This window comes from Streptomyces sp. CNT360 (assembly GCF_000424785.1).
The window spans coordinates 74,660-97,220 of the sequence record NZ_AUKO01000033.1 but is presented as its reverse complement, the minus strand read 5'-3'; the positions used below and the strand labels follow the sequence as shown (position 1 = coordinate 97,220).

General features: G+C 73.5%; 17 protein-coding genes. 10 read left to right on the top strand and 7 right to left on the bottom strand.

The genetic code is table 11. The features are described 5' to 3' along the window. Nucleotides 1-368: 368 nt before the first annotated feature. Complete coding sequence (locus H297_RS0124335; protein WP_486589645.1) at nucleotides 369-2,918, bottom strand: beta-glucosidase family protein; 2,550 nt, start codon at nucleotides 2,916-2,918, stop codon at nucleotides 369-371. Nucleotides 2,919-3,176: 258 nt separating this feature from the next. Here H297_RS0124335 and H297_RS38140 point away from each other — a divergent pair, with 258 nt between their 5' ends. Further along, a complete protein-coding gene (locus tag H297_RS38140; RefSeq protein WP_037795296.1) occupies nucleotides 3,177-4,229 on the top strand; it encodes a cation diffusion facilitator family transporter in 1,053 nt (350 codons plus the stop codon). A gap of 489 nt (nucleotides 4,230-4,718) precedes the next feature. After that, entirely contained in the window at nucleotides 4,719-5,849 is a 1,131-nt protein-coding gene (locus H297_RS0124325) for an isoaspartyl peptidase/L-asparaginase (RefSeq protein WP_037795294.1), read from the top strand. A 72-nt stretch (nucleotides 5,850-5,921) separates the two neighbouring features. Here the strand turns inward: H297_RS0124325 and H297_RS0124320 are convergent, their stop codons facing one another. Together H297_RS0124320 and H297_RS0124315 are read right to left on the bottom strand one after the other, a co-directional pair. Continuing rightward, a complete protein-coding gene (locus H297_RS0124320; RefSeq protein WP_027739187.1) occupies nucleotides 5,922-7,079 on the bottom strand; it encodes an acyl-CoA dehydrogenase family protein in 1,158 nt (385 codons plus the stop codon). Between the two features lie 70 nt (nucleotides 7,080-7,149). After that, nucleotides 7,150-8,676, bottom strand: a complete 1,527-nt coding sequence (locus H297_RS0124315; protein WP_027739186.1) for a 3-hydroxyacyl-CoA dehydrogenase — start codon at nucleotides 8,674-8,676, stop codon at nucleotides 7,150-7,152. Between the two features lie 176 nt (nucleotides 8,677-8,852). Between H297_RS0124315 and H297_RS0124310 the strand changes: the two genes are divergently transcribed. Both H297_RS0124310 and H297_RS0124305 read left to right on the top strand, forming a co-directional pair. Beyond that, nucleotides 8,853-9,782: a LysR family transcriptional regulator gene (locus H297_RS0124310; protein WP_027739185.1), complete on the top strand. Its 930-nt coding sequence runs from the start codon at nucleotides 8,853-8,855 to the stop codon at nucleotides 9,780-9,782. A gap of 136 nt (nucleotides 9,783-9,918) precedes the next feature. Beyond that, a complete protein-coding gene (locus H297_RS0124305; RefSeq protein WP_027739184.1) occupies nucleotides 9,919-11,136 on the top strand; it encodes an acetyl-CoA C-acetyltransferase in 1,218 nt (405 codons plus the stop codon). 138 nt (nucleotides 11,137-11,274) lie between these two features. Here H297_RS0124305 and H297_RS0124300 read toward each other — a convergent pair whose 3' ends face one another. Beyond that, on the bottom strand, nucleotides 11,275-12,240 hold the full coding sequence (locus H297_RS0124300; RefSeq protein WP_027739183.1) for a Scr1 family TA system antitoxin-like transcriptional regulator: 966 nt from the start codon (nucleotides 12,238-12,240) through the stop codon (nucleotides 11,275-11,277). A 408-nt stretch (nucleotides 12,241-12,648) separates the two neighbouring features. On the opposite strand from H297_RS0124300, the gene H297_RS0124295 reads away from it, so the two are divergent. Further along, complete coding sequence (locus tag H297_RS0124295) at nucleotides 12,649-13,983, top strand: glutamine synthetase family protein (RefSeq protein WP_051352141.1); 1,335 nt, start codon at nucleotides 12,649-12,651, stop codon at nucleotides 13,981-13,983. Next, nucleotides 13,984-15,225, top strand: a complete 1,242-nt coding sequence (locus H297_RS0124290) for an amidohydrolase family protein (protein ID WP_078514549.1) — start codon at nucleotides 13,984-13,986, stop codon at nucleotides 15,223-15,225. Nucleotides 15,226-15,358: 133 nt separating this feature from the next. Here the strand turns inward: H297_RS0124290 and H297_RS0124285 are convergent, their stop codons facing one another. From H297_RS0124285 to H297_RS0124275, 3 genes are all read right to left on the bottom strand, one after another. Beyond that, a complete protein-coding gene (locus H297_RS0124285) occupies nucleotides 15,359-15,874 on the bottom strand; it encodes a lytic polysaccharide monooxygenase (protein WP_027739180.1) in 516 nt (171 codons plus the stop codon). Between the two features lie 132 nt (nucleotides 15,875-16,006). Beyond that, the gene (locus H297_RS0124280) at nucleotides 16,007-17,047 is read right to left on the bottom strand and encodes a PP2C family protein-serine/threonine phosphatase (RefSeq protein WP_486589644.1); all 1,041 of its coding nucleotides are present in this window, start codon (nucleotides 17,045-17,047) and stop codon (nucleotides 16,007-16,009) included. Between the two features lie 202 nt (nucleotides 17,048-17,249). After that, a complete protein-coding gene (locus tag H297_RS0124275) occupies nucleotides 17,250-18,122 on the bottom strand; it encodes an NAD(P)H-binding protein (protein WP_027739178.1) in 873 nt (290 codons plus the stop codon). Between the two features lie 170 nt (nucleotides 18,123-18,292). On the opposite strand from H297_RS0124275, the gene H297_RS38135 reads away from it, so the two are divergent. From H297_RS38135 to H297_RS38125, 4 genes are all read left to right on the top strand, one after another. Continuing rightward, nucleotides 18,293-20,074, top strand: a complete 1,782-nt coding sequence (locus H297_RS38135; RefSeq protein ID WP_051352130.1) for an AMP-binding protein — start codon at nucleotides 18,293-18,295, stop codon at nucleotides 20,072-20,074. A gap of 37 nt (nucleotides 20,075-20,111) precedes the next feature. Further along, the gene (locus H297_RS0124265) at nucleotides 20,112-21,041 is read left to right on the top strand and encodes a LuxR C-terminal-related transcriptional regulator (RefSeq protein WP_027739177.1); all 930 of its coding nucleotides are present in this window, start codon (nucleotides 20,112-20,114) and stop codon (nucleotides 21,039-21,041) included. A 163-nt stretch (nucleotides 21,042-21,204) separates the two neighbouring features. Then, the gene (locus H297_RS40815; RefSeq protein WP_064744871.1) at nucleotides 21,205-21,777 is read left to right on the top strand and encodes a transcriptional regulator; all 573 of its coding nucleotides are present in this window, start codon (nucleotides 21,205-21,207) and stop codon (nucleotides 21,775-21,777) included. 100 nt (nucleotides 21,778-21,877) lie between these two features. Further along, nucleotides 21,878-22,441 carry a hydrogenase maturation protease gene (locus H297_RS38125; protein ID WP_078514546.1) on the top strand — a complete coding sequence of 188 codons (564 nt, stop codon included), beginning with the start codon at nucleotides 21,878-21,880 and terminating at the stop codon, nucleotides 22,439-22,441. Nucleotides 22,442-22,561 lie beyond the last annotated feature (120 nt).

Below are 22,561 nucleotides of genomic sequence, written 5' to 3'. Positions count from 1 at the left end.
CGGCGGCACCCAGGACGGTCAGGCCGGTGGTCAGCTTGCGGTTGCGCAGAGCAGTACGCATGTGAAGGGGGGATGCCTTTCGGAGGGGGACACATCCGACCGCGTCGTGCGGGGCGTACCCCGGCTCTCGTCGCGATCCGGCACCCACCCTGGAAACCGGCTCCCCGAGCCGACAACTGTGTGACCTACGACCCCGCTTCGTCCCGAACCCCCACCCCGACGCGCTGGACCGCCCCCACCCCCGCACCCCGCACACGGAACCTGCGAACCCGCTTCGTAGGTGACCTGGCTCCTATGGGCGCCCTCACAACAGGCCCCACCCACCCTCACCCACAGCGCAGCAGACCCTCACCCACGGGCAGCAGAATTCAGCCCTCAACGGGGACGGCCAGCTCCAACTCGGCGGTCAGGCGGATGTCGGTGGCGCTGCGGCCCGCGGCGAAGGGGTGGGGGCCGGGATCGGAGGACCAGGTGAGCGTGGTGTCGTCCCAGGACTGGACGGCACGCAGCGGAACCGTCAGACGGGCGTCCGCGGAGACACCCGGGTCGGCTTCGACGACGGCGAAGGCGGCGAGCCGGCGGTCGGGCCCTTCGGGCCCCAGGTAGAGCTGGACGACCTCGCGTCCGGGGCGGGTGCCGCTGTTGCGGACCCGGACGGTGACCTCGGCGACGGCGGCGTACGGGTGCGCATGGCCACCGAGCTCGCATCCGGTGATGTTCAGCGACTCGTACTCCCACGTGGTGTAGCCGAGCCCGTGGCCGAACCAGTAGGCGGGCTCCGGTCCGTCCGCCTGCCGCCACGCGCGGTAGCCGATGCGGGGTCCTTCGGTATAGGGAAGCTGACCGTCGGGGCCCGGCACGACCTGCCGCACGGGCAGGTCGTCCTCCGCGTCGGGCCAGGTCGTCGGCAGCCGGCCGCCGGGCTCCGCCGCGCCGAGCAGGACGTCGGCGAGCGCCCCGCCGCCCGACTGGCCGGGGAGCCAGCTCAGCAGCACGGCGGAGACGTCGCGGCGCCACGGCATCAGGACCGGCGCTCCCGCGTTGACCACGACGACGGTACGGGGGTTGGCCTCGGCGATGCGGGCGACCAGGTCGTCCTGGCGGCCCGGCAGAGCGAGGGTGTCGCGGTCGACGCCCTCGCTCTCGGACTCGTCGGTGGTGCCGACGAACACCAGGGCCGTCTCGGCCGCGGCCGCCTCGCGGACGGCCCGCTCGATCAGCTCCTCCTCGGACACCACGGGGGTGCCGTAACCGAGTTCGAAGGAGACCAGCCCGAACAGCCCGCCGACCCCCTCGGAGGGGACCGAGTGGAGGAGACGCACGGGAACGGTCGCCCCGGCCTCGACGTCCAGCAGGAACACCCGCTGCGGCGGGTGGAGGAACGCGGCGGCCGGATCCTCGCTCTCGGGCTGGAGCTCCGCGTCGTAGAGCACCCTCTCGCCCGCCTCCAGCCGGAAGTGCCCGACACCGCTGACGGCGAGCCGGTGTGCGCCGCCCTGTTCCGGGGTGAACTCGCCGACCAGCTCGACCCGGCCGAGGTCCCCGAAGGAGACGCCGCCAGGCAGACCGCCCATCCACCGGACGCTGCCGTCCCGCTGCTCCCCGCGGGCCAGCTCGGCGTCGTCCAGGCCGTGCAGGACGGTCCTCAGCGTGAAGCCGTCGGCGCGGGTAGCGGGCCCCAGGCGTGCGCGGGGGTCGGGGCCCGGCTCGTACGTCAGCTCGGCCTCGGGCGGAAGGGCGGCCCGGAGCGCGTCCAGCGGCGTGTCCACTCGGGCGGGGAAGACCTGCGAGCTGCCCCCGCCGCCGAACCGCGGGACGGCGGCGTGCAGACCGCAGACGGCCACACGGCGCGCCGCCTCCGGCCCGGCCACCTGGAGCGGCAGTGTCGCGTCCTGGTTGCGCAGCAGGACGAAGGAGCGGGCGGCGAGGTCCCTGACGACGGCCGGGCCGTCCAACGGTTCGGGCAGTTCCTCGGCTCGAACGGCACCGGGCGCGTCACCGAGGGCACCGACACGGGCGGCGAGCAGCAGGACACGCCGGGCCAGGGCGTCGACCGTCTCCGGTGGCACCCGGCCGTCCCGTACGGCAGCGACCAGGTGTTCGCCGTAGACCGTGTCGGGGCCCGGCATGGCCAGGTCGAGCCCGCCGCGGGCGCAGCCGACGGTGGAGCGGGCGCCCGTCCAGTCGGAGACGAGGACGCCGTCGAAGCCCCACTCGCCGCGCAGCACGCCGTTGTTGAGGGCGTCGTGCTCGCTCATCGTCACGCCGTCGACGCTGTTGTAGGCGGCCATGAGGGCCCAGGGCCGTGCGGTGCGCACGATGCGCTCGAACGGCGCCAGGTACAGCTCCCGCAGGGTGCGGCCGTCGGCGCGGACGTCGACGGTGTAGCGGTCGGTCTCCGCGTCGTTGGCCACATAGTGCTTGGGCGTGGCGCCGACCCCGCCCTGCTGGAGGCCGGCGACCAGCGCGGCACCGAGCACGCCGGTCAGCTCCGGATCCTCGGAGTACGCCTCGAAGTGCCGGCCGCCGTAGGGGGTGCGGTGCAGGTTGACGGTAGGGGCCAGCACCAGGTGCACGCCCTTGCCGCGGGCCTCCTGGGCGAGCAGCAGTCCGGCGCGGTGGGCCGCCTCGGTGTCCCAGGTCGCACCGATGGCGGTGGGCGACGGGAGGGCGAGGCTGGGGTCCTCCGGTGTCCAGTCCTGGCCGCGGACCCCCGCCGGGCCGTCGGAGAGGACGAGCCCGCGGAAGCCGACTGCCGAGCGGGGGACGGCCGGGGCGAGCGACCACATGTCCGTACCGCTGAGCAGCGCCACCTTGGCGGCGAGGTCCAGCCGGTCGAGCGCCGCGTCGACGGCGGGGTCGTCTCCTTCGGCGCCGGCGTCGGGGTACCAATGGTTCATGCCACTCACATCGCTCATGTCGCTCATGTCCGTCGATGACCGTGCTCAGCCTCTCAGATCCGGCCCTCCGGGGTGCCGAGAAAGCCGCCGAAGTCGCCCCGCCGGTTCGGGGCGAGACGGCCCCGACAACGGGAATCATGAAGAAGGTGCAGGTCACAGGGGCGCTATCGGTACTGACAACGGTCACCGATGCAACCTTTGCACCTTTTGGAGCTGTGGGTTTCACTTCAGGCAGTTGGAGCCGCGCGGACGGCTCGGCGATGGGGAGGACGGACAGTGCACGCGAGTGACGGACACGGACACGAGCACAGCCGGGCTGCGCACGGGCTGGACGGCCAGGCCGGGCACGGGCACGGCGGTCACGCCGGGCACACGCATGGCGTGACCGCCGGGGCCGACCGGCGGTGGCTCTCGCTGGCTCTCGCCCTGATCCTCGTGTTCATCCTCGTCGAGACGGCCATCGCCGTGCTGGCGGGCTCCCTCGCCCTGCTGTCGGACGCGGCGCACATGCTCACCGACGCGGTCTCGATCGTGCTGGCGCTGGTCGCGATGCGGCTGTCCGCGCGGCCCGCACGCGGCGGCTACACCTTCGGCCTCAAACGCGCCGAGATCCTCTCCGCGCACGCCAACGGGCTCACCCTTGTCCTCGCCGCCCTGTGGCTGGGGTACGAGGCGGTCCGCAGGCTGCTCCACCCTCCCCAGGTGACGGGTTGGATGGTGGTGACCACGGCGCTGGTGGGCATCGTGGTGAACCTGCTGGCGACCTGGAGCCTGTCGCGGGCCAACCGCTCCTCACTGAACGTCGAGGGCGCCTACCAGCACATCCTCAACGACCTGTTCGCCTTCATTGGCACCGCCGTCGCCGGACTCGTCGTCGTGGTCACCGGCTTCACGCGGGCCGACGCCATCGCCACGCTGCTGGTCGTCGGCCTGATGCTGAAGGCCGGCTACGGGCTGCTGCGCGAATCGGGGCGCATCTTCCTGGAGGCCGCTCCGGTCGGTCTCGATCCGGACGTGGTGGGTGACGACCTGGCCGCCACCGAGGCCGTGACCGAGGTGCACGATCTGCACATCTGGACGATCACCTCGGGCGAGCCCGCCCTCTCCGCGCACGTCCTGGTGGAGCCCGGCGGCGACTGCCACCGGGTGCGGCGGGACCTCGACCGGCTGCTGGCCCGGCGGTACGGGCTGACCCACACCACCCTGCAGCTCGACCACGCGGACCGGCTGCCTGCCGGCGCGCACGCGCTGACGACCGTCGGCGCGGGCCCGCGGCACTGCGACAGCCCGCACGGCCCCGTCCACCACGGCGGACCGCACCCGCACTGAACGCGGGCGCGCGACGCCCGCCTCCCGGAGAGGGGCCGTTCGGCCCCTGCTGGTCCCGGGGCTGCTGCGGCACTCTTGAGGCAGTACCGGGCGCCTCCTCGCACAGCCGCCCGGCCGAGCGCCACCGTTGGGCAGCCGCCCGCGGCCTGTGGGGGGTCCGCGGGCGGCCATTCACACGGGCGCTCGCCCCGCCCGTCCACCAGGTGCGGGTGTCGAGAGCCGCGCCCCTCCATCTGCCGCCCGCCCCCACGGCGTTGTCGGCGAGCACCGCCGCGGAGTGCAGGACGTCACCGTCCGCCATCTTCTTCTCATGGCCCGCCATCCGATTGCCTTCCTGCTTGCCGTCCGAAGCGCCCGTGCCGGCCCTGTGCCGGTCCGCGGGCCGCCGAGGACGGGCGTCGGCAAGGGAGGCGACGCCCTCTACAGCCGGAAGGCTCCGCGCAGTAGGGTGCGCGCGTTCCCAGGTCACCGACCGGAAGGAAGCACTCCATGCGCTCTGCTGCGCGGCTTTGGTCCCGCTCGTGGCTGCTCCCGTCGTTGGCAGCGGCCGCGACGCTCACCGTCGTGGCCGTCGCCGCGCCCGGGAACGGCGGGCCCCCGCCCGGCGGTTCACCGGAGGCGGACCAGGCGGCCGCCGCCGCGCCCGCTCCCGCTCCCGCCGGAAAGGCGGAACCTGACGCACACGACGTCGTGCTCGCCGTGCACGGTGGGGCGGGCACCGCGCTGAAGCGGGACGACACCTCCCCCGGGGAGGAGAAGGCCTACCGCGACGGCCTGAAGCGGGCGCTGCGCGCCGGGCAGCACGTGCTGAAGGCGGGCGGGAGCAGCACCGAGGCCGTGGAGAAGGCGGTCAACGCGTTGGAGGACGACCCTCTGTTCAACGCGGGCAAGGGGGCCGTCTTCACGGCCGACGCCGGACACGAACTCGACGCCTCGATCATGCGCGGCTCCGATCTGGCGGCGGGTGGCGTCGCGGGCGTCAAGCACGTCCGCAACCCCGTCACGGCGGCCCGCCTGGTCATGGACAAGACCCCGCACGTGCTGCTCGCCGGGCAGGGCGCCGACGACTTCGCCGTCCAGCGGGGACTGAAACCGGTCACCCAGGACTACTACTGGACCCAGCGGCGCTGGGACGAGCTGATGAAGGCCAAGGGACACGACCCCGGCAAGCCCGTCAAGGAGGTCACCAAGGGGACCGTCGGCGCCGTCGCACTCGACGGCCGCAGGAATCTGGCCGCCGCCACCTCCACGGGCGGGCTCACCGACAAGATGGCCGGCCGGGTGGGCGACTCACCGCTCATCGGCGCCGGCACGTACGCCAAGAACAGCACGGTCGCCGCCAGCGCCACCGGCCAGGGCGAGGTCTTCATCCGGGGCGCGGCCACCTCGACCATCTCCGACCTGATGGAGTTCGACGGCAGGAACGTGGCCTCGGCCGCCTACGAGGTCCTGATCAAGCGGCTGCCGAAGCTGGGCGGCGACGGCGGTGTCATCGCACTCGACCGCCACGGCACCTTCGACGCACCGCACAGCAGCGAGGGCATGCTGACCGGACATCTCACCCGCGACGGCGAAGTCGTCACCCGCATCTTCGGGGACGAGTCACCGGCCGGCCGGTGACCGCCGCACAAGCCCCTGCGCACATGGCGGTTAACGACCGTGCGAGGCCCCGCACGCCCTCGCACGGTGGCCTCACATGGCGTCGATTCCGGTCAGGGCGCGGCCGATGAGGAGTTTCTGGATCTGGCTGGTGCCCTCGTAGAGGGTCAGGACGCGGGCGTCGCGCAGGTACTTGCCCGCCGGGTACTCGTCGATGTAGCCGTAACCCCCGAAGGTCTGCAGGCAGTTGTTGCTGACCTTCACCGCCGTCTCACTGGCGTGGTACTTCGCGACGGAGGCCTCGGTGGCGTACTCCTTGGGCGAGGCGCCCGCGTCCGCCATCCGCGCCACCTGGTGCGTGAGCAGCCGCGCGGCCCGGACCTCCACCTCCGACTCGGCCAGCAGCTCCTGGACCAGTTGGAAGGAGGCGACCGGTTTGCCGAACTGCGTGCGCTCGGTGGTGTAGCGCACCGCGGCCTCCAGCGCCCCCTGCGCCAGTCCCACCGCGCCGGCCGCCACCGAGATCCGTCCGCGGGAGAGGGTGCCCAGGGCGATGCCGAGGCCCTTGCCGACCTCACCCAGCCGTGCCGCGTCCGGCACCCGTACCCCCTGGAGGGTCAGTTCGGCGGTTGCCTGGCCCCGCAGGCCGAGCTTGCCGTGCACGGGGGTGGCCCTGAAACCGGGCGTGTCGGTGGGCACCAGGAACGCGGTGATCGCCGCCTCCCCGGTGCGGGCGAAGACGAGGGCCAGCTGGGCGACGGTGCCGTTGGTGATGAACATCTTGGCGCCGTCGATGATCCAGTCGTTGCCTTCGCGGCGGGCCCGGGTGCGCAGCGACGCCGCGTCCGAGCCCGTCTCCGGTTCGGTCAGTCCGAAGCAGCCCAGCGCCTCGCCGGAGGCCAGCGGCGGCAGCCAGCGCTGCTTCTGCTCGTCCGTTCCGTGCGCGGCGATCGTCTTGGCGACCAGGCCGAGCGAGACGGACACGATGCCGCGGACCGAGGAGTCGCCGCGGCCCAACTCCTCGGTGACCAGCGTGTAGGAGAGCATGTCGGCGGGCACCCCGCCGTACGCCTCGGGCAGGGTCAGCCCGAGGAAACCGAGCTCGCCCAGGCGCCGGGGTATCGCGGGGTCCACCTCCTCGCGCCGGTCCCAGTCACGGGCGTACGGGGTGACCTCGCGGTCCACGAAGTCCCGCGCCATGTTCCGCATGTCCCGCTGGGTCTCGCTCAGTCCGAAGTCCCGGTGCTCCATGTGCTCCTTCTCTCTGTGTGAACCCGCCGCCGCGCGAACCGGCCGCCGCATCTGCCCCCTCGGGCGGGCCTCATTCCGGCAGCGGCGCCAGGGGGGTGGACAGGGGCAGGCCCAGAGCGGCCCGCTGGGTCAGCCAGGGGGTGGGCCGGTAGCGGGGGTCGCCCGTCTCGGCGTGGAGTGCTCGCAGCAGGGCGAGCATCCGTGCGGAGCCGATGGTGTCGGCCCAGGCGAGGGGCCCGCGCGGATAGCCGAGGCCCAGGGTGACGGCCGCGTCGATGTCGTCGGGGTCGGCGATGCCGCGCTCGGCGATGCCGGTGGCGACGTTGACGATCGAGGCGAGCATCCGCTGGGCGGGCGATCCGGCCGTGTCCCGCACCACCGTCACCGCGTGCCCCTCACGCGCCAGCACCGCCACGGCGTCCCGCACGGCGTCGACTTCCGTGGCGGGGGTCACCGCCAGCACCCGGCGCGGCCCCTCCAGTCCGAGCGGGTCCACTCCCAGGGTGCGCCCCGCAGGCAGTCCGCCTCCGGAGACGGCCGCGGCGACGGAGGCCCCCCAGGTGGGCACCAGAACCAACGATGTGCCGGAGGGGGCCGCCACGGTGGCGAGAGCGGCCACCCCTTTCCCCGTGACGTCCCCCGTGACGTCCCCCGTCACGTCCCGCTCCCCCGCCACGGCCACGTCCCGCGCGGGGTCACCGCCCCCGAAGCGGGGCTCGGGCGTCCGGGGCCCCGACTCGCCCTCGCCGTAGGTGTAGAAGCCTCGCCCGGTCTTGCGCCCGTGCAGGCCGGCCGCGACGCGGTTCGCCGTCAGGTAGGAGGGACGCAGCCGGTCGGCGTGGCGGAATCCGGTCCACACGGTCTCCGTCACGGAGGCGGTCACATCGAGCCCGGTCAGGTCCATCAGCTCGAAGGGACCCATGCGCAGCCCGAGCACCTCGCGGGCGATCCGGTCGAGCGCGGCGGGCCCGGCGACGGACTCCTCCAGCAGCGCGAACGCCTCCGTCACCAGCCCGCGTCCCGCATGGTTGACGAGGAAGCCGGGGGTGTCGGCGACGGTGACCGCGCGGTGCCCGGAGCTCTCGACCAGTGCGGTCAGCCGCTCGGTGACGTCCGGGCGGGTGGCGGCGCCGGGCACCACCTCGACGAGTCTCATCAGCGGTACGGGGTTGAAGAAGTGCAGCCCGGCCAGCCGTCCCGGGTCCGCGAGCCGGGCGCCGATCCGGGTCACCGACAGCGACGAGGTGTTGGTCGCGAAGACGGTGGAAGCGGGCAGCACCCGCTCAAGGCCGGTGAACAGCTCGGCCTTGACGTCCAGGTCCTCCAGCACGGCCTCGACGACGAGTTCGGGCGTGTGCTCCCCCGCGGGCTCGTACGGGGAAGGCAGCTCGACGAGTCCGCCCAGCGCACGGTCGGCGTCCGCCCGGCTCATCCGCCCCTTGTCCACTGCCCGTTCCAGCATGGAGCGGACGAAGGCGACCGCCTCCGGCACCGATGCCGGGCGCGCGTCGGCGAGTTCGACGGTGTGTCCGGCCACCACGGCCCACTGCGCGATGCCGCGCCCCATGGTGCCGGCTCCCACCACCCTGATCCGCATGAACGGCCCCTTCTCCGTAGGTCTCCGGTTCTCCGTAGGTCTCCGGTGGTCGACGGTCTCCGGTCACCTCTCGGCTTTCGGCGACCATTGATCTGCGATCCCCACCAAATTAGAGTCTCTTTGAGACGAAGAACAGATCAGTCGGCCGAAAGTCCCGTCGGAGCGGAGTGTGAGCCGTGGAGCTGCGCTACCTCGCCGCATTCGTCGCCGTGGCCGAGGAGCTGCACTTCGGCCGTGCCGCCAAGCGACTGCGCATGGCACAGCCGCCGCTCAGCCGCCAGATCCGTCAGCTGGAGCACGAACTGGGTGTCCAACTGTTCGAGCGCAGCACCCGCTCGGTGCGGCTGACCGATGCGGGCGAGGCCTTTCTGGGGCCGGTACGCACGGTGCTCGCAGACCTGGACGGGGCCACCCGGCTGGCCAGAGCGGCGGGCCGCGGCGAGACCGGACGGGTCAGCGTCGGCTTCGCGGGAGCCTCCAGCCACACCACGCTCCCCCGCCTCACCCACGCCGTCCGCACCGCGCACCCGGGCATCGAGCTGGTGATGCGCGGCCAGACCTACGCCAACCGGGCCCTTGACCGGGTGGCCGAGGGTTGCCTCGACCTCGGTTTCGTGCGGCTGCCGGTGGCCAGAGAGGGCATCCGTACCCGGGTGATCGCCGAGGAGGAGCTGATCTGCGCGCTCGCCTTCGACCACCCGTTGGCCCGCCAGGAGCAGATCGCGGTCGCGGACCTGGCCGCCGAACCGTTCGTCAGCTTTCCCGGCAACGCCGGCTCCAGCCTGCGCGACGTGACGTTCCAGACGTGCGAACGCGCGGGCTACCTGCCCCGCGTCGTCCAGGAGGCCCCCGACTCGTACACCATCCTCGCGCTGGTGGCCATGGGTGTCGGCGTCACCCTCACGCTCACCTCCTGCACCCACATCCAGCAGACGGGGCTCGTCTACCGTCCGCTGGCCGGCGATCCGGTGCTGCTCCGCTCGGCGCTGGCATGGCGGGCGGACAACCCGTCGGCGGCGCTGCGCAGCGTGCTGGACGTGGCCCGGGAAGCCCTGCCCACGCCGCGGGGCCGCGCGGAGACCGCCGGGAGCGGTCCGCCGCCCTGACCGCGGCCCGGACACCCCCCTCCTCCGGCCCCCACCCGCTCCCCTCGGCCCACGGTTCAGCGCCTGTTCAGCGCCCGTCAGCGCCCCTCGCGCCCCGTCCCTCCGCCCCCGCTCCCGGACACAGAAAGGCCGCGGCATGTCCGACATCGTCGTCAGCGAACCCCTGCGTACCCCCATCGGCCGGTTCGGCGGAGCGCTGGCCGGTCAACGGCCCGAGGCGCTGGCCGCGTTGGTCGTCTCCGAGGTGGTGGCCCGGACGGGCATCGACCCCGAGCGCGTCGACGAGGTGATCCTCGGGCACGCCTACCCCAGCTCCGAGGCGCCGGCGCTGGGCCGGGTGGCCGCCCTGGACGCGGGGCTGCCCTCCTCGGTGACGGGCACCCAGATCGACAGGCGGTGCGGTTCGGGCCTCCAGGCGGTGCTGGACGCCGCGATGCAGATCAGGGCGGGCTTCAGCGAGGCCGTCGTCGCGGGCGGCGCCGAGGTGATGAGCGTCGCGCCCTACTACACGCACGAGGGCCGCTGGGGCATCAAAGGCCCGGGGCTGACGCTGCACGACTCCCTCGCCCGCGGCCGGGTCACCGCCGGCGGCGTCAACCAGCCCGTACCGGGCGGGATGATCGAGACGGCCGAGAACCTGCGCCGTGAGTACGGCATCAGCCGTGCCGACCAGGACGCGCTGGCGTTGCGCTCGCAGCAGCGGGCGGCGCAGGCCCTGCACGAGGGGCTGTTCGACGCGGAGACGGTGCCGGTGCCGGTCCGCACCCGCAAGGGCGAGACGGTGGTGGCGGCGGACGAGCACCCGCGCCCGGACACCACCGCGGAACAGCTCGCGGCGCTCCGGCCCGTCCGGCAGCGGCAGGATCCGGAGGCGACCGTGACGGCCGGCAACGCCAGCGGCCAGAACGACGCCGCGGCCGCCTGCCTGGTCACCACGGCAACGACCGCCCGGCGGTGGGGGCTGCGGCCCGTGGTGCGGCTGGTGTCGTTCGCGCGGGCCGGCGTGCCTGCCGCCACCATGGGCCTCGGTCCGGTCGGCGCCGTCCGGGCGGCGCTGGGCAAGGCCCGGCTCGGCCTCGCGGACATGGATCTCATCGAGCTGAACGAGGCGTTCGCCGCGCAGGTGCTGGCCTGCACCCGCGCCCTGGGCCTGACTGAAACGGACCACGAGCAGCGGATCAACGTCCACGGTTCCGGCATCTCCCTGGGCCACCCGGTCGGTGCCACGGGGGCCCGTATGCTCGCGACGCTGGCTCACACGATGCACCGCACCGGCGCCCGCTACGGCCTGGAGACCATGTGCATCGGTGGCGGCCAGGGCCTGGCCGCCGTCTTCGAACGCGTGCCGGAGTAGGGAGCGGACCGGCCCCGGTTCGGCCTGCGCGGGCCGCGTCGGTGACCGCTCGGCAGGCGAGGGGAGCGAGCGGTCCGACGCGGCGAGGCCGCACGGCAGGTACAGCACATCGGGGCTGCAATGCAGGGACGGTGCGGGTCAGCGGCGGAAGTGGTGGCCCGCGGCGGCGGGCTCCTCCTCGGGGAGCTGCTCCGCGATCCGGCGCAGGGTGGCGCGGGTCTCGGACGGGGGGAGCGAGCGCGTCACCAGGTGGTCGGTCACCCGGCGGTAGGCGTCGATGTCGGCCTCCTCCTCCAGGTAGCCGGCGGAGTCGAGCTGTTCGAGGTACACCACGTCGGGGAGTTCGCTCTCGGGCAGCCGCAGCAGCGTGACGGGGCCACCCGCTGCTGCGTGCCCGCCCGCGCTGAACGGCATGATCTGGACGGTGACGTGCGGTTGCTCGCTCATCGCGGCCAGGTGCCGCAACTGGGCCCGCATCACGGCCGTTCCGCCGACGGGGCGGCGCAGCGCGGCCTCGTCGACGACGGCCCAGACGTGCGGCGAGCGCGGTCCGAAGAGCATCTGCTGGCGCCGCATGCGCAGGTCCACCCGGCGCCGGATGACGGGCTCCGGCTCCTCGTCGTGTGCCAACTCGACGACGGCGCGCGCGTACTCCCTCGTCTGGAGGAGGCCGGGCACGAACTGCACCTCGTAGGTGCGGATGACGCTCGCGGCCTGCTCCAGGCCGATGTAGGTGTGCAGCCAGGCGGGGATCACGCCCTGGAAGGCGTGCCACCAGCCAGGAATGTTGGCCTGCTGGGCCAGCGCCGTCAGGACGGCGCGCTCGCTCTCGTCGCTCACCCCGTAGATGGTGAGCAGGTCGGCGACGTCTCGGAGCGCGCAGCCCGTCCGTCCCTGCTCCAGATCCTCGATCCTGCTGCTCGGGACCCGGATGGCCTCGGCCGCCTCCTGGCGGGATATGTACTGCGCCTCGCGCAGCCTCCGCAGCCGGATGCCCAGGACCTTCCGGGGCACCGCCGGCGACGCGGCGGCTCCCTCCCCCACACCGTCTCGCACGGCGTCTCTGACGGCCGGCTCACCGCCAGTGACGTCAGTGATGTGCATACCGCTGCTCCCGTACCGTAGCCGCATTGGTCTCGCCACCTTCCAAGTTTCCCTCCCCGCTCCGATGTGGCCTCACAGGGGGTACTGCCCAACTCGCCACGAAGTCAGGCCCGTCGTGACCGGGCTTCTTGCCTTTGGCACATCCCGGCGACCGTCCGTGACAGGGTGGCAGAACGGAGTGCGGCGACTTGCCCGGATCACGAACAGGGAGTAAGAGCCTGCTGCATGGGAACCACACGGCGGACGCCGCCGCAGCACGCGGGCACGGAAGCGGACACGGCAACGGGTACGGCGGCACCGCGCACGGTGGCGGCAGGCACCCCGCCCCCGGGTACGGCAGCACAGGCGGCACAGGTCCTCGGCGGCCGGGAGGACGGCGGGCGCAGGCGGGAGCAGGCGCGGGAGGCGATGGCGCGGCTCGCCCGTGCCGAGGTGCACGGCACGGCGCTCACCTGGGTGGACAACGCGGGCCTCACCCGCGTCAAGGCCGTACCGGCCGGCCGGCTCGACCGTGCGGTGGCCTCCGGGGTGGGCATGTCGCCCTGCTTCGACGCCTACCTCGTCGACGACTCCATGGCCGACAGCCCGCACGTCGGCGGCCCGGACGGCGACCTGCGACTGGTTCCCGACCTGGAGAAACTGACGGTACTGGCCGCGCAGCCCGGATGGGCGTGGGCACCGGTGGACCGCTGCGAGCAGGACGGTACGCCGTACGCGAGCTGCCAGCGCGGCTTCGCCCGGCGGATGACCGAACGGGCACGGGACGAGCACGGGATCGAGCTGCGGATGGGTTTCGAGACCGAGTGGGTCGTCACGCGCGGCCCGCAGCCCGGCGCGGCCGGGGAGCCGGCGTACCCGACGACGGGGCCCGCCTACGGCATGGCCCGGCTGGTGGAGACGGCGGACTATCTGCGCGACGTGCTGACGGCGCTCACCACGCAGGGCGTCGAGGTGCTCCAGATCCACCCGGAGTACGCGCCGGGCCAGTTCGAGGTCTCGGTGGCGCCGTCCGATCCGGTCGGCGCGGCGGACCTGGCGGTGCTGGTCCGCGAGACGGTGCGGGCGGTCTCGCTGCGGCACGGGCTGACCGCCTCGTTCGGGCCCGTCGTGGACCCGGCCGGGGTCGGCAGCGGCTGCCATCTGCATCTGAGCCTGTGGCGCGAGGGGCGGAACCTGTGTGCGGGCGGCGCGGGCCCCTTCGGGATGACGGAGGAGTGCGAGCTCTTCCTGGCCGGGGTGCTCCGCGAACTCCCGGCGCTGCTGGCACTGGGGGCGCCCTCCCCGGCCAGCTATCTGCGGCTGCGCCCCTCGCGCTGGGCGGGTGCCTACCACTGCTGGGGGCTGGAGAACCGGGAGGCGGCCCTGCGCTTCGTGGCGGGCACCGCACACGCCCCCGGCGGCGCCAACGCGGAGGTCAAGTGCGTGGACGCGGCGGCCAACCCGTATCTGCTGGCGGGCGGCGTCGTGGCGGCCGGTCTCGCGGGGCCGGCCGGAGACGGTGCGCTGCGGCTGCCCGACCCGGTCACCGGCGACCCGGCGCGGACGGCACCGGACCAGGCGCCGCCCCGGCTGCCGGGCTCGCTCGCCGAGGCGCTGCGGCACTTCGAGAACTCCGCGGTCCTGCGCACGGCGATGGGCGAGCCCCTGTTCGAAGCGGTCCGCGCGGTGCGGGCGGGTGAGATCGCCCTGTTCGACGGGGTGAGCGACGCGGAGCTCGCCGCCGCCACCCGGGGGAGGTACTGAATGGCCGCGCCCCCTCCGTCCCCTTCCGGCTCGTCGTCCTCCGCCTCCGCGTCCTCCTGGCCCGCGTCGCCCGCCGCGCATCCCACCCCGTCCGGGCCGCCCCCGCTGCCCTCCTTCCCGGCGTTTCCGCCGTTGCTGGACCAGCACTGTCACGGGGTGCTCAGAGTGGGGCCCGGACGTGGGGCGTTCGAGGGGTATCTGACGGAGGCCCACACGCCGCAGCGCCCCGACGGATCACCTCCCGCGGCCGACGCCTTCCGCAGCTTCGACACCCAGCTCGGTTTCGCCGTACGGCGGTGGTGCGCTCCCGTCCTCGGCCTGGAGCAGCAGTGTGCGCCCGAGACCTACCTGGAGCGCCGCGCCGCGCTGGGCACCACCGAGGTGACGGGCCGGATGCTGCGGGCCAGCGGTATTTCGGCGTTCCTGGTGGACACCGGGCTGCCCGGCCCGCTGCTGACCCCGGGCGAGCTGGCCGAGACGGCACGCGGCGAGGCCCACGAGATCGTTCGCCTCGAACGGCTGGCCGAGCGCGCCGCGGACACCGCGCGCGACACTCACGCCTTTCTCGCCGAGGTCTCCGACGCGATCCGGGAGGCGGCCCGCACGGCACGCGGGTTCAAGTCCGTGGTCGCCTACCGCTGCGGCCTCGATGTGGAACCGTCCCCGCCGGGTACCTCTCAGCTCTACGCAGCCGCGGACCGCTGGCTGGACGGGCGGCTGCCCGGGGGACGGCTGAGCGACCCGGTGCTGGAGCGGCACCTGCTGTGGTCGGCGGTCCGCACCGGGCTGCCGCTGCAACTGCACACCGGGTTCGGCGACCCGGACCTGCGGCTCGACCACTGCGACCCGCTGCTGCTGACGGGCTTCATCCGGGCGACCGCCCCCTACGGCGCCCCGCTGGTGCTGCTGCACTGCTACCCCTACCACCGGGGCGCGGGCTACCTGGCGGCGGTCTTCCCGCACGTGTACGCCGACTTCGGGCTCACTCTCTCGCACACGGGGGCCCGCGCCCGTGCAGTGCTGGCCGAGCTGCTGGAGCTGACCCCTTTCGGCAAGCTCCTCTTCTCCACCGACGCCTACGGCATCCCCGAGCTCTACGTGGTCGGGGCCCAGCTCTTCCGCGAGGCCATGACGGGGCTGACCCGCCGGTGGGTGGAGCGGGGCGAGTGGTCGAGCAGCGACGCGGTGCGGGTCACGGAGATGATCGCGGGCGGCACGGCGCGCCGGCTGTACGGGCTGTGAGCTTCCACCCGGTCGGCGGCCCGGGCCGGCGCTCCCGCAAAGGAGCGCCCCCTCCCCCGCTGCCGGCGGGGAAGGGGGCTCTCTCCTGTGGGGGCTCGGTGGTCCTCGCAGACCGTCGGCCGACCGGGAGGCGTCAGCCGATGTTGACGTCGACGCAGGCGTAGAAGGCGTTGTCGGTGTCGGCCACGTTCCAGACCGCGAGCACCGTCTGGCGGCCGGAGAAGTCACCGAAGTCGACGTCGTGCGAGAGCTGGGACGGCGGCTGCTCGCCGCCCTGGTCGAACTCGGCGATCTGCTTGCCGTCGATGAAGTACTGCCACGTGGTGGTGCGGTGCGCGGCGGTCAGGGTCCAGTTGAAGGTGGCAGTCTTGCCGACGTTCGCGGCGTTCCAGCCCTTGTTGTCGTCCCGCAGTTCGGCGTACGACTCGTTGCCGCCCGCACAGTCCTGGAGCCCCTTGGGACCCTCGACGCTCTGCGGCTCGTACTTGATGGAGCCGCACTCCACGACGCCGTTGGCGCACTGGGCCTGGCGGCTGGCGGGGTCGCTGATGTAGCCGTGCGCGCTGGCCGGGCTCGCGGTGAGGCCGAGGACGAACAGCGGGGAGAGTCCGGCGCCGATGATCGCGGCGAGCTTCCTTTTCTTGTGCATGACAAATCCTCCGGCGACAGGGGCGGCAGGGCGCGGCCGTGCCTTCCCCGGTGGGGGGCATCGAATTGGTCTAGACTTTAGTCACTGTCGATGCACCGTCAAGATGTCGCGCACATCCGGATCGTGGGAGACTCAGGCGCCGCGGGCCAGGACGAGCACCGCCATGTCGTCCTGCCGCTGACCCCCGGTCCACTCGGTGACGGCCTTGACCAGCACGTCCGCCACCTCTCCCGCCTCCCGCGGGCCGGAGCCGCCCAGCCCGCGCTGCACGTCGAAGAAGACCCCCTCCGCGTTGCGGGCCTCGGTGACACCGTCGGTGACGAGCACCAGCGAGTCCCGTGGGGCGAACGGGAACGTCTCCTCGACCGCACCCCCGCGGGAAGGGCCCAGACCAGTGGAGAGCGGAAGCTCGGGGTGGGTCGGCTCCAGACAGACGACTGCCCCGTCGTGCAGCAGATAGGGCGGCGGGTGGCCCCGATTGAGCACGGTGACCGTGTCGCCGCCGGCCGGGATCTGGACGAACAGCGCGGTGACGAACCCCTCGATGTCGTCCTCGGTGTTCCGGCGCCGCCCGCCCTCCCGGTCGAGGGCACGGTCGAGACGGTCGGCCAGATCGTGCAGCGTGGGGGCATGCTCGGCCGCCTCACGGAACGCCCCCACCGCGACCGAGACGGCCGAGACGGCGCGCAGGCCCTTGCCCCGCACATCACCGATCACCGCCCGGATGCCGAACGGCGTCTCCTGGATCGCGTACAGATCTCCCCCGATGGCGGCGCCCGCCTGCGCCGCCACGTAGCGGTCGGCCACGGTGAGGGGGCCCACATCGGTGGGCGGAGCGGGCAGGACGGCGCGCTGGGCCGCCTCCGCGACGTTCAACGCGAGGGCCAGATTGCGTCCCTGCCGGTCGACGAGCCATTTGATCCACAGCCCGACCAGGCTGACGACCAGGACGGCGGCCACATCCGTGAACAGCGCCGAGAACTCGCGGCCCGTGTACCCGGCGGACCCCGCCGCCGCCAGACAGGCCGCGAAGGCGAACAGGGCGCTCACCCGGAAGGAGTACACCATGCCGGCCACCATCGACGTACAGGCCAGCAGTGGCAGCCCGTAGTAGGGCTTGGGCGTGAAGACGTCCGCTGCCACGCCCCCGAGCAGAAGCAGCGGCGGTGCCACGTAGGGCACTCTGACCAGTGCAACCGCGGGGCCGACCACCCATCCCTCCCTGCCTCTGTCCGTCTGTTCGTCCGTGCCGGGCGCAGGGCGAGCACCCTGCCATGGCGATTCTCCCATTTGCGTACATTTCTGCACGTTCATGACGGCCCGCGAGCCGTTCCGCGCCGCGTGCCCCGCCCGTTCCCGGCAGGCGGCGGACCGCTCACAGCAGTGGGCGCAGGTGTTCCCAGGCCCAGGCCCCCAGCGTGGTGGGCGTGGTGGTCACCGGGGTGCGGGCGTCCTCGGGCCGGAAGCCGTCCCGCGTCCAGGCCGTCATCCCGACGAAGCCCTCGACCTGCTTGTCCCCCAGTCCGGCGGCACGCAGTCCGGCGCGCAGCGCGTCGTCGGTGATGTGCTCGGCCCGCACCGGCCGGCCCACCGCCTCCGTGAGGATCGCGGCGGCCTGGGTGTGGTCCAGATCGGCGGGCCCGTGCACCGCCTGGGCGGTCTGCCCCCTCCAGTCGGCCGCGAGCAGCCGGGCGGCGGCGACGTCCCCGATGTCGCGGGGATCGACCCAGGCCATCGGCTGGTCCAGCGGCAGCGTGGTGCGCAGCACGCCCTCGGTGCGCAGGTCCTCCAGCCCGAGAAGCAGGTTGCTGAAGAAGAAGCCGCAGCGCAGATGGAGGACGTGCCCACCGGTGGCGTTCAGCATCTCCTCCGTACGGCCGAGTCCGTCGATCTCCCCGGCACCCGCACGCTTCTCCGCCCCGACGCTGCTGAGGAAGACCGTACGGGTGATGCCGTTCTCCCGTACCGCCCGTGCCGCGTTGGCGCCCATCCGCGCGTATCCCTCGATCGGGTCGTCGTCCTCGGTGGGCGGGTCCACCCAGAACAGCGCGTCGGCACCCTCGGTGGCCCGCACCACGGCGTCGCCGTCCCCCTGGTCGCAGCGCACCACCTCGGCGCGCTCCCGCACGTGGCCGGGCAGCTTGGCGGGGTTCCGCGCCAGCAGGGTGGGACGGGCTCCCGCCTGGAGCAGCAGGGTCACGACGCGGGTGCCGACCTGTCCGGTGGGTGTGGTCACAACGATCTTCATGGTGCCCAGCCAAGCCGATTCCGCCGTGAGCCGCGAGCGCATATGCACCGCAGCCGCTGCGCGCCGGCCCCCGTGTCCGTGCGCTACCCCCGACGAGGGGTAGCGCACAGGCCCGCACGGCCGGTAAGTGTGACGCACGACACCCGACGGACCACCGTGGAGGCCGCCCCGTGCCCGCACCCGCTCCGCGCCCCGCCCCTGCACTCCCCTCCCGCCGCCCGGAGCGCAGCTACGCCTCGGGGACGTCGCCGACCCCGCTGCTCGGCGACACGATCGGGAAGAACCTGGCCAGAACCGTCGCGGCGCACGGGGACCGCGAGGCTCTGGTCGACGTGGCCGGCGACCGCCGCTGGACCTACCGGGAATTCGCCGCCGACGTCGAGGCGCTCGCCCTGGGGCTGCACGAGCTGGGGGTGCGCAAGGGCGAACGGGTGGGCATCTGGGCGCCCAACTGCGCGGAGTGGACGCTGACGCAGTACGCCACGGCGCACCTGGGTGCCGTCCTCGTCACCGTCAACCCCGCATACCGGGTGCACGAGCTGGAGTACGTGCTCCAGCAGGCCGGGGTCCGCACGCTGGTGGCGGCCCGCAGCCACAAGAGCTCCGACTACGCGGCGATGATCCGCCAGGTCCGCCTCGCCTGCCCCGACCTGGTCGACGTCGTGCTGATCACGGCCGGGAACACCCCCTCACGGACGCGGCCGGAGCCCGGCTCGGAGGCGGGGCCCGAAGGCGAGCTGGAGGACCTGCTCGTCCGCGGCCGCAGGCACGACCCCCAGCAGGCCCGGCGACTGCTGGACGGCATCGCCGACACCCTCTCCGCCGACGACCCGATCAACATCCAGTACACCTCGGGCACCACCGGCTTTCCCAAGGGAGCCACCCTCTCCCACCACAACATCCTCAACAACGGCTACTTCGTCGGCGAGCTGTGCCGCTACACCGAAGCCGACCGCATCTGCCTGCCCGTGCCCTTCTACCACTGCTTCGGCATGGTGATGGGCAACCTGGCGGCCACCAGCCACGGCGCGTGCATGGTGATCCCCTCCGCCGCGTTCGAGGCCCGGTCGGCCCTGGAGGCGGTGCAGCAGGAGCGGTGCACCTCGCTGTACGGGGTGCCCACCATGTTCATCGCCGAGCTGGCCGAGCCCGACTTCGGCACGTACGACCTCGGCAGCCTGCGCACCGGCATCATGGCCGGGTCCCCGTGCCCGGTCGAGGTGATGAAGCAGGTCATCGAACGCATGGGCATGGCCGAGGTGTCCATCTGCTACGGCATGACGGAGACCTCGCCCGTCTCCGTCCAGACCCGCACCGACGACTCGCTGGAGCGCCGGGTCTCCACGGTGGGCCGGGTCGGGCCGCACCTGGAGGTGAAGATCGTCGATCCGGCCACGGGCCGCTGCCTCCCACGCGGCGAGCCCGGCGAACTGTGCACCCGCGGCTACGCGGTGATGCTCGGCTACTGGCAGCAGCCCGAGGCGAGCGCCGAGGTCATCGACACCGCCCGCTGGATGCACACCGGCGACCTGGCGGTGATGGACGCGGACGGGTACGTCAGCGTGACCGGCCGGATCAAGGACATGGTGATCCGCGGCGGGGAGAACATCTACCCGCGCGAGATCGAGGAGTTCCTGTACACCCACCCCGACGTTCTGGACGCGCAGGTCGTCGGCGTACCGGACGAGCGCTACGGTGAGGAGCTGATGGCCTGGATACGGATGCGGGAGGGCGCGGCGCCCCTGACGGCCGACGACGTACGGGAGTTCTGCACCGGGAAGCTCGCCCACTACAAGGTCCCCCGCCACGTCCACGTCGTCGACGCGTTCCCGATGACCGTCACCGGCAAGATACGCAAGGTGGAGATGCGCGAGAAGTCGATCGAGCTGCTGGGGGCCGCGGCCCCGGCCGCGCCGCCCGCGGACGGCCCCGACCGGGACCGCCGGCAGTGACCGCAGTGCCCGCAGTGTGGTAGCGCAGGAGCCGAGGTTGTCTCTCCCCGACCGTTCCCCCTCCCCCTCCCACCCGGCGGCCGTACGGCCGCCGGGCGCCGGGCCGCGGGCGCACGACGCGGACGCCTTCCGGCACGCCCTGCGCCTGGCACGGCGACGCACGGGCGTGGGCTGCGTCTTCGGCGGCGAGGTCGGGGAGGGCACGCTGCGCCTGACGGAGTTCACCGGCACCCTCACCGACTCGATGCGCGGCCTGCGCGTGGGCTCCGGCAGAGGTCTGGGCGGCTATGTCCTGGCACACCAGCGCCCGTTGGCCGTCAACGACTACGTTCCGGCGCGGGCCATCACCCACGACTACGACAGCCCGGTGCGCCAGGAGGGCATCCGCGCGATCGTCGCGGCCCCGGTCACCGTGCGGGGCGGGGTGCGCGGGGTGCTCTACGCCGCCGTCCGGGACGCCGCACCGCTGGGCGAGCGGACCAGCGTCGCACTGATGAACAGCGCGGTGCAGCTCGCCGCCGAGCTCGCCGTGCGGGACGAGGTCGAACGGCGCGTGCGGCTGCTGGAGTCGGCCACCGGGGCCGCCCCCGACCCGGCCCCGCCCTCCCCCACCGCGGACGCGCTGCGGGACCTGCACGCCGAACTGCGCGGCATCGCCCACGAGATCGAGGACACGGCGCTGCGTGACCGGCTCCGCCACGCCTGCGACCGCTTCCTGGCGGCCGAGGCGGTGTCCGCCGAACAGGACGGATCCGGCCCGGTCGCGCACCGCCCCCGGCTCTCGCCCCGCGAGCTGGACGTGCTCTCCTACGTGGCCCTGGGCTGCACCAACGCCGAGACCGCCCGGTACCTGAGCCTGGAACCGGAGACCGTCAAGGCCTACCTGCGCAGCGCCACCCGGAAACTGGGGGTGCACAGCCGCCATCACGCGGTGGCCGCCGCCCGCCGGTACGGGCTGCTGCCGTGAGCCGTCCCCAACCGGCCGCCCCGCGGAGACCCGCGGGATCGGGCTGACCCCGATCGGCGGACCGACGTGCGGCGGGGTCGTTCGTTAAGCCCCACATGATCACTGCACCACGACACCCTGATCAGGCCCCCGCCCACCGGCCCCACAGGCAGGTGAGGGCGCGATGAGCAAGCTGCAGAAGGGGCGCAGGCACCGCAAGGTCAACCGCACGCCCCGCCCGGTCGGCCCCGCCACCCGGGCGACGGCCACCCGGGCGACCACGGTCCGTACGGCCCCGGCTCCGGAGCAGCCGGAACGCGCCCCGGTGCCCGAGCCCGCCTCGGCCCCCGGCTCCACCTCCGCACCCGTCGCCGCCTCCGTGCCCGATCCCGCCCCCGCGCCCGATGCCGTCCCGGCGCCCGCCGCCTCGGTGCCCGCGCCCACGCGCCCGCCCGAGTCGCTGGGAGCCCTCTTCCGTACGCCCGCACGTGAAGGGGGGCTGGGCCAGAGCGCGGCCCGCACATGGGAGGAGGTGCGGCACGCCGGCTCCGCGGGGGTGACGGTCGAGGAGTTGGCGGCCCGCGTGGGCTACCAGTCCCGCACCATCGCCAAGCACCTGCTGGGGCTGGCGGAGCACGGGGTCGTCGAGCAGCACGCCCCCGACCGCTGGCGCCCGGTCTCCCCGGAGACCGACTCCCCCGACGAGGCGGCGACCGTCACCGATGTGGCGGCGGGCCCTGTACCGCAGCACGCCTGACCGCCCCTCACCCCGTGCGTGGCGCGGCCCGCCGCGGCTCCCAGCCGCAGCGGGCCGCGCCACACCGCTCTCCCCGAACCGCCCGCCCCCTGGAGTCCCCGTGAACGACGCCCCTCTCCCCGACGGGCCCGACGGCCCCGGCAGCCACGCCACCGGGCCCGGCCCGGGCCACGGCCGCACCCTGCTCGCCGGCATCGGCAACATCTTCCTGCGCGACGACGGCTTCGGCGTGGAGACCGTGCAGCGGCTGGCCAAACACCCGCTGCCGCCTCTGGTCGAGGCCGTCGACATCGGCGTACGCGGGGTGCACCTGGCCTACCAGGTGCTCGACGGGTGCGACACGCTCGTCCTGATCGACGCCGTCCACCGCGGCGGCGAGCCGGGGACGGTGCACCTGATCGAGGTCGACGAGGAGGACCGTGCCGCGCCGGAGGGCGTACCCGTGGTGGACGGCCACCACATGTCACCGGACGCCGTGCTGGCGCTGCTGGACACCCTGAGCGAGGGCACCGGGGGCAGCTTGCCGCGGCGGGTCTTCGTCGTCGGCTGCGAACCCGCCGAGCTGGACGAGGGCATCGGACTGAGCGCCCCGGTGGCGGCCGCCGTCGACGAGGCGGTGGAACTGGTACTGCGGCTGCTGGACGAGCTGGACAGGGCTCCCTGAGAGACCGTGAGAACGCACCCGGCAGCAGGCCGCAGGGCTGCGGGCCGCCGAACGGCGGACGGCGGGCCCGGGCAGCGGCGTGGCGGCGGACGAGCCGCCCGGGGCACCCCTGTAATGGTG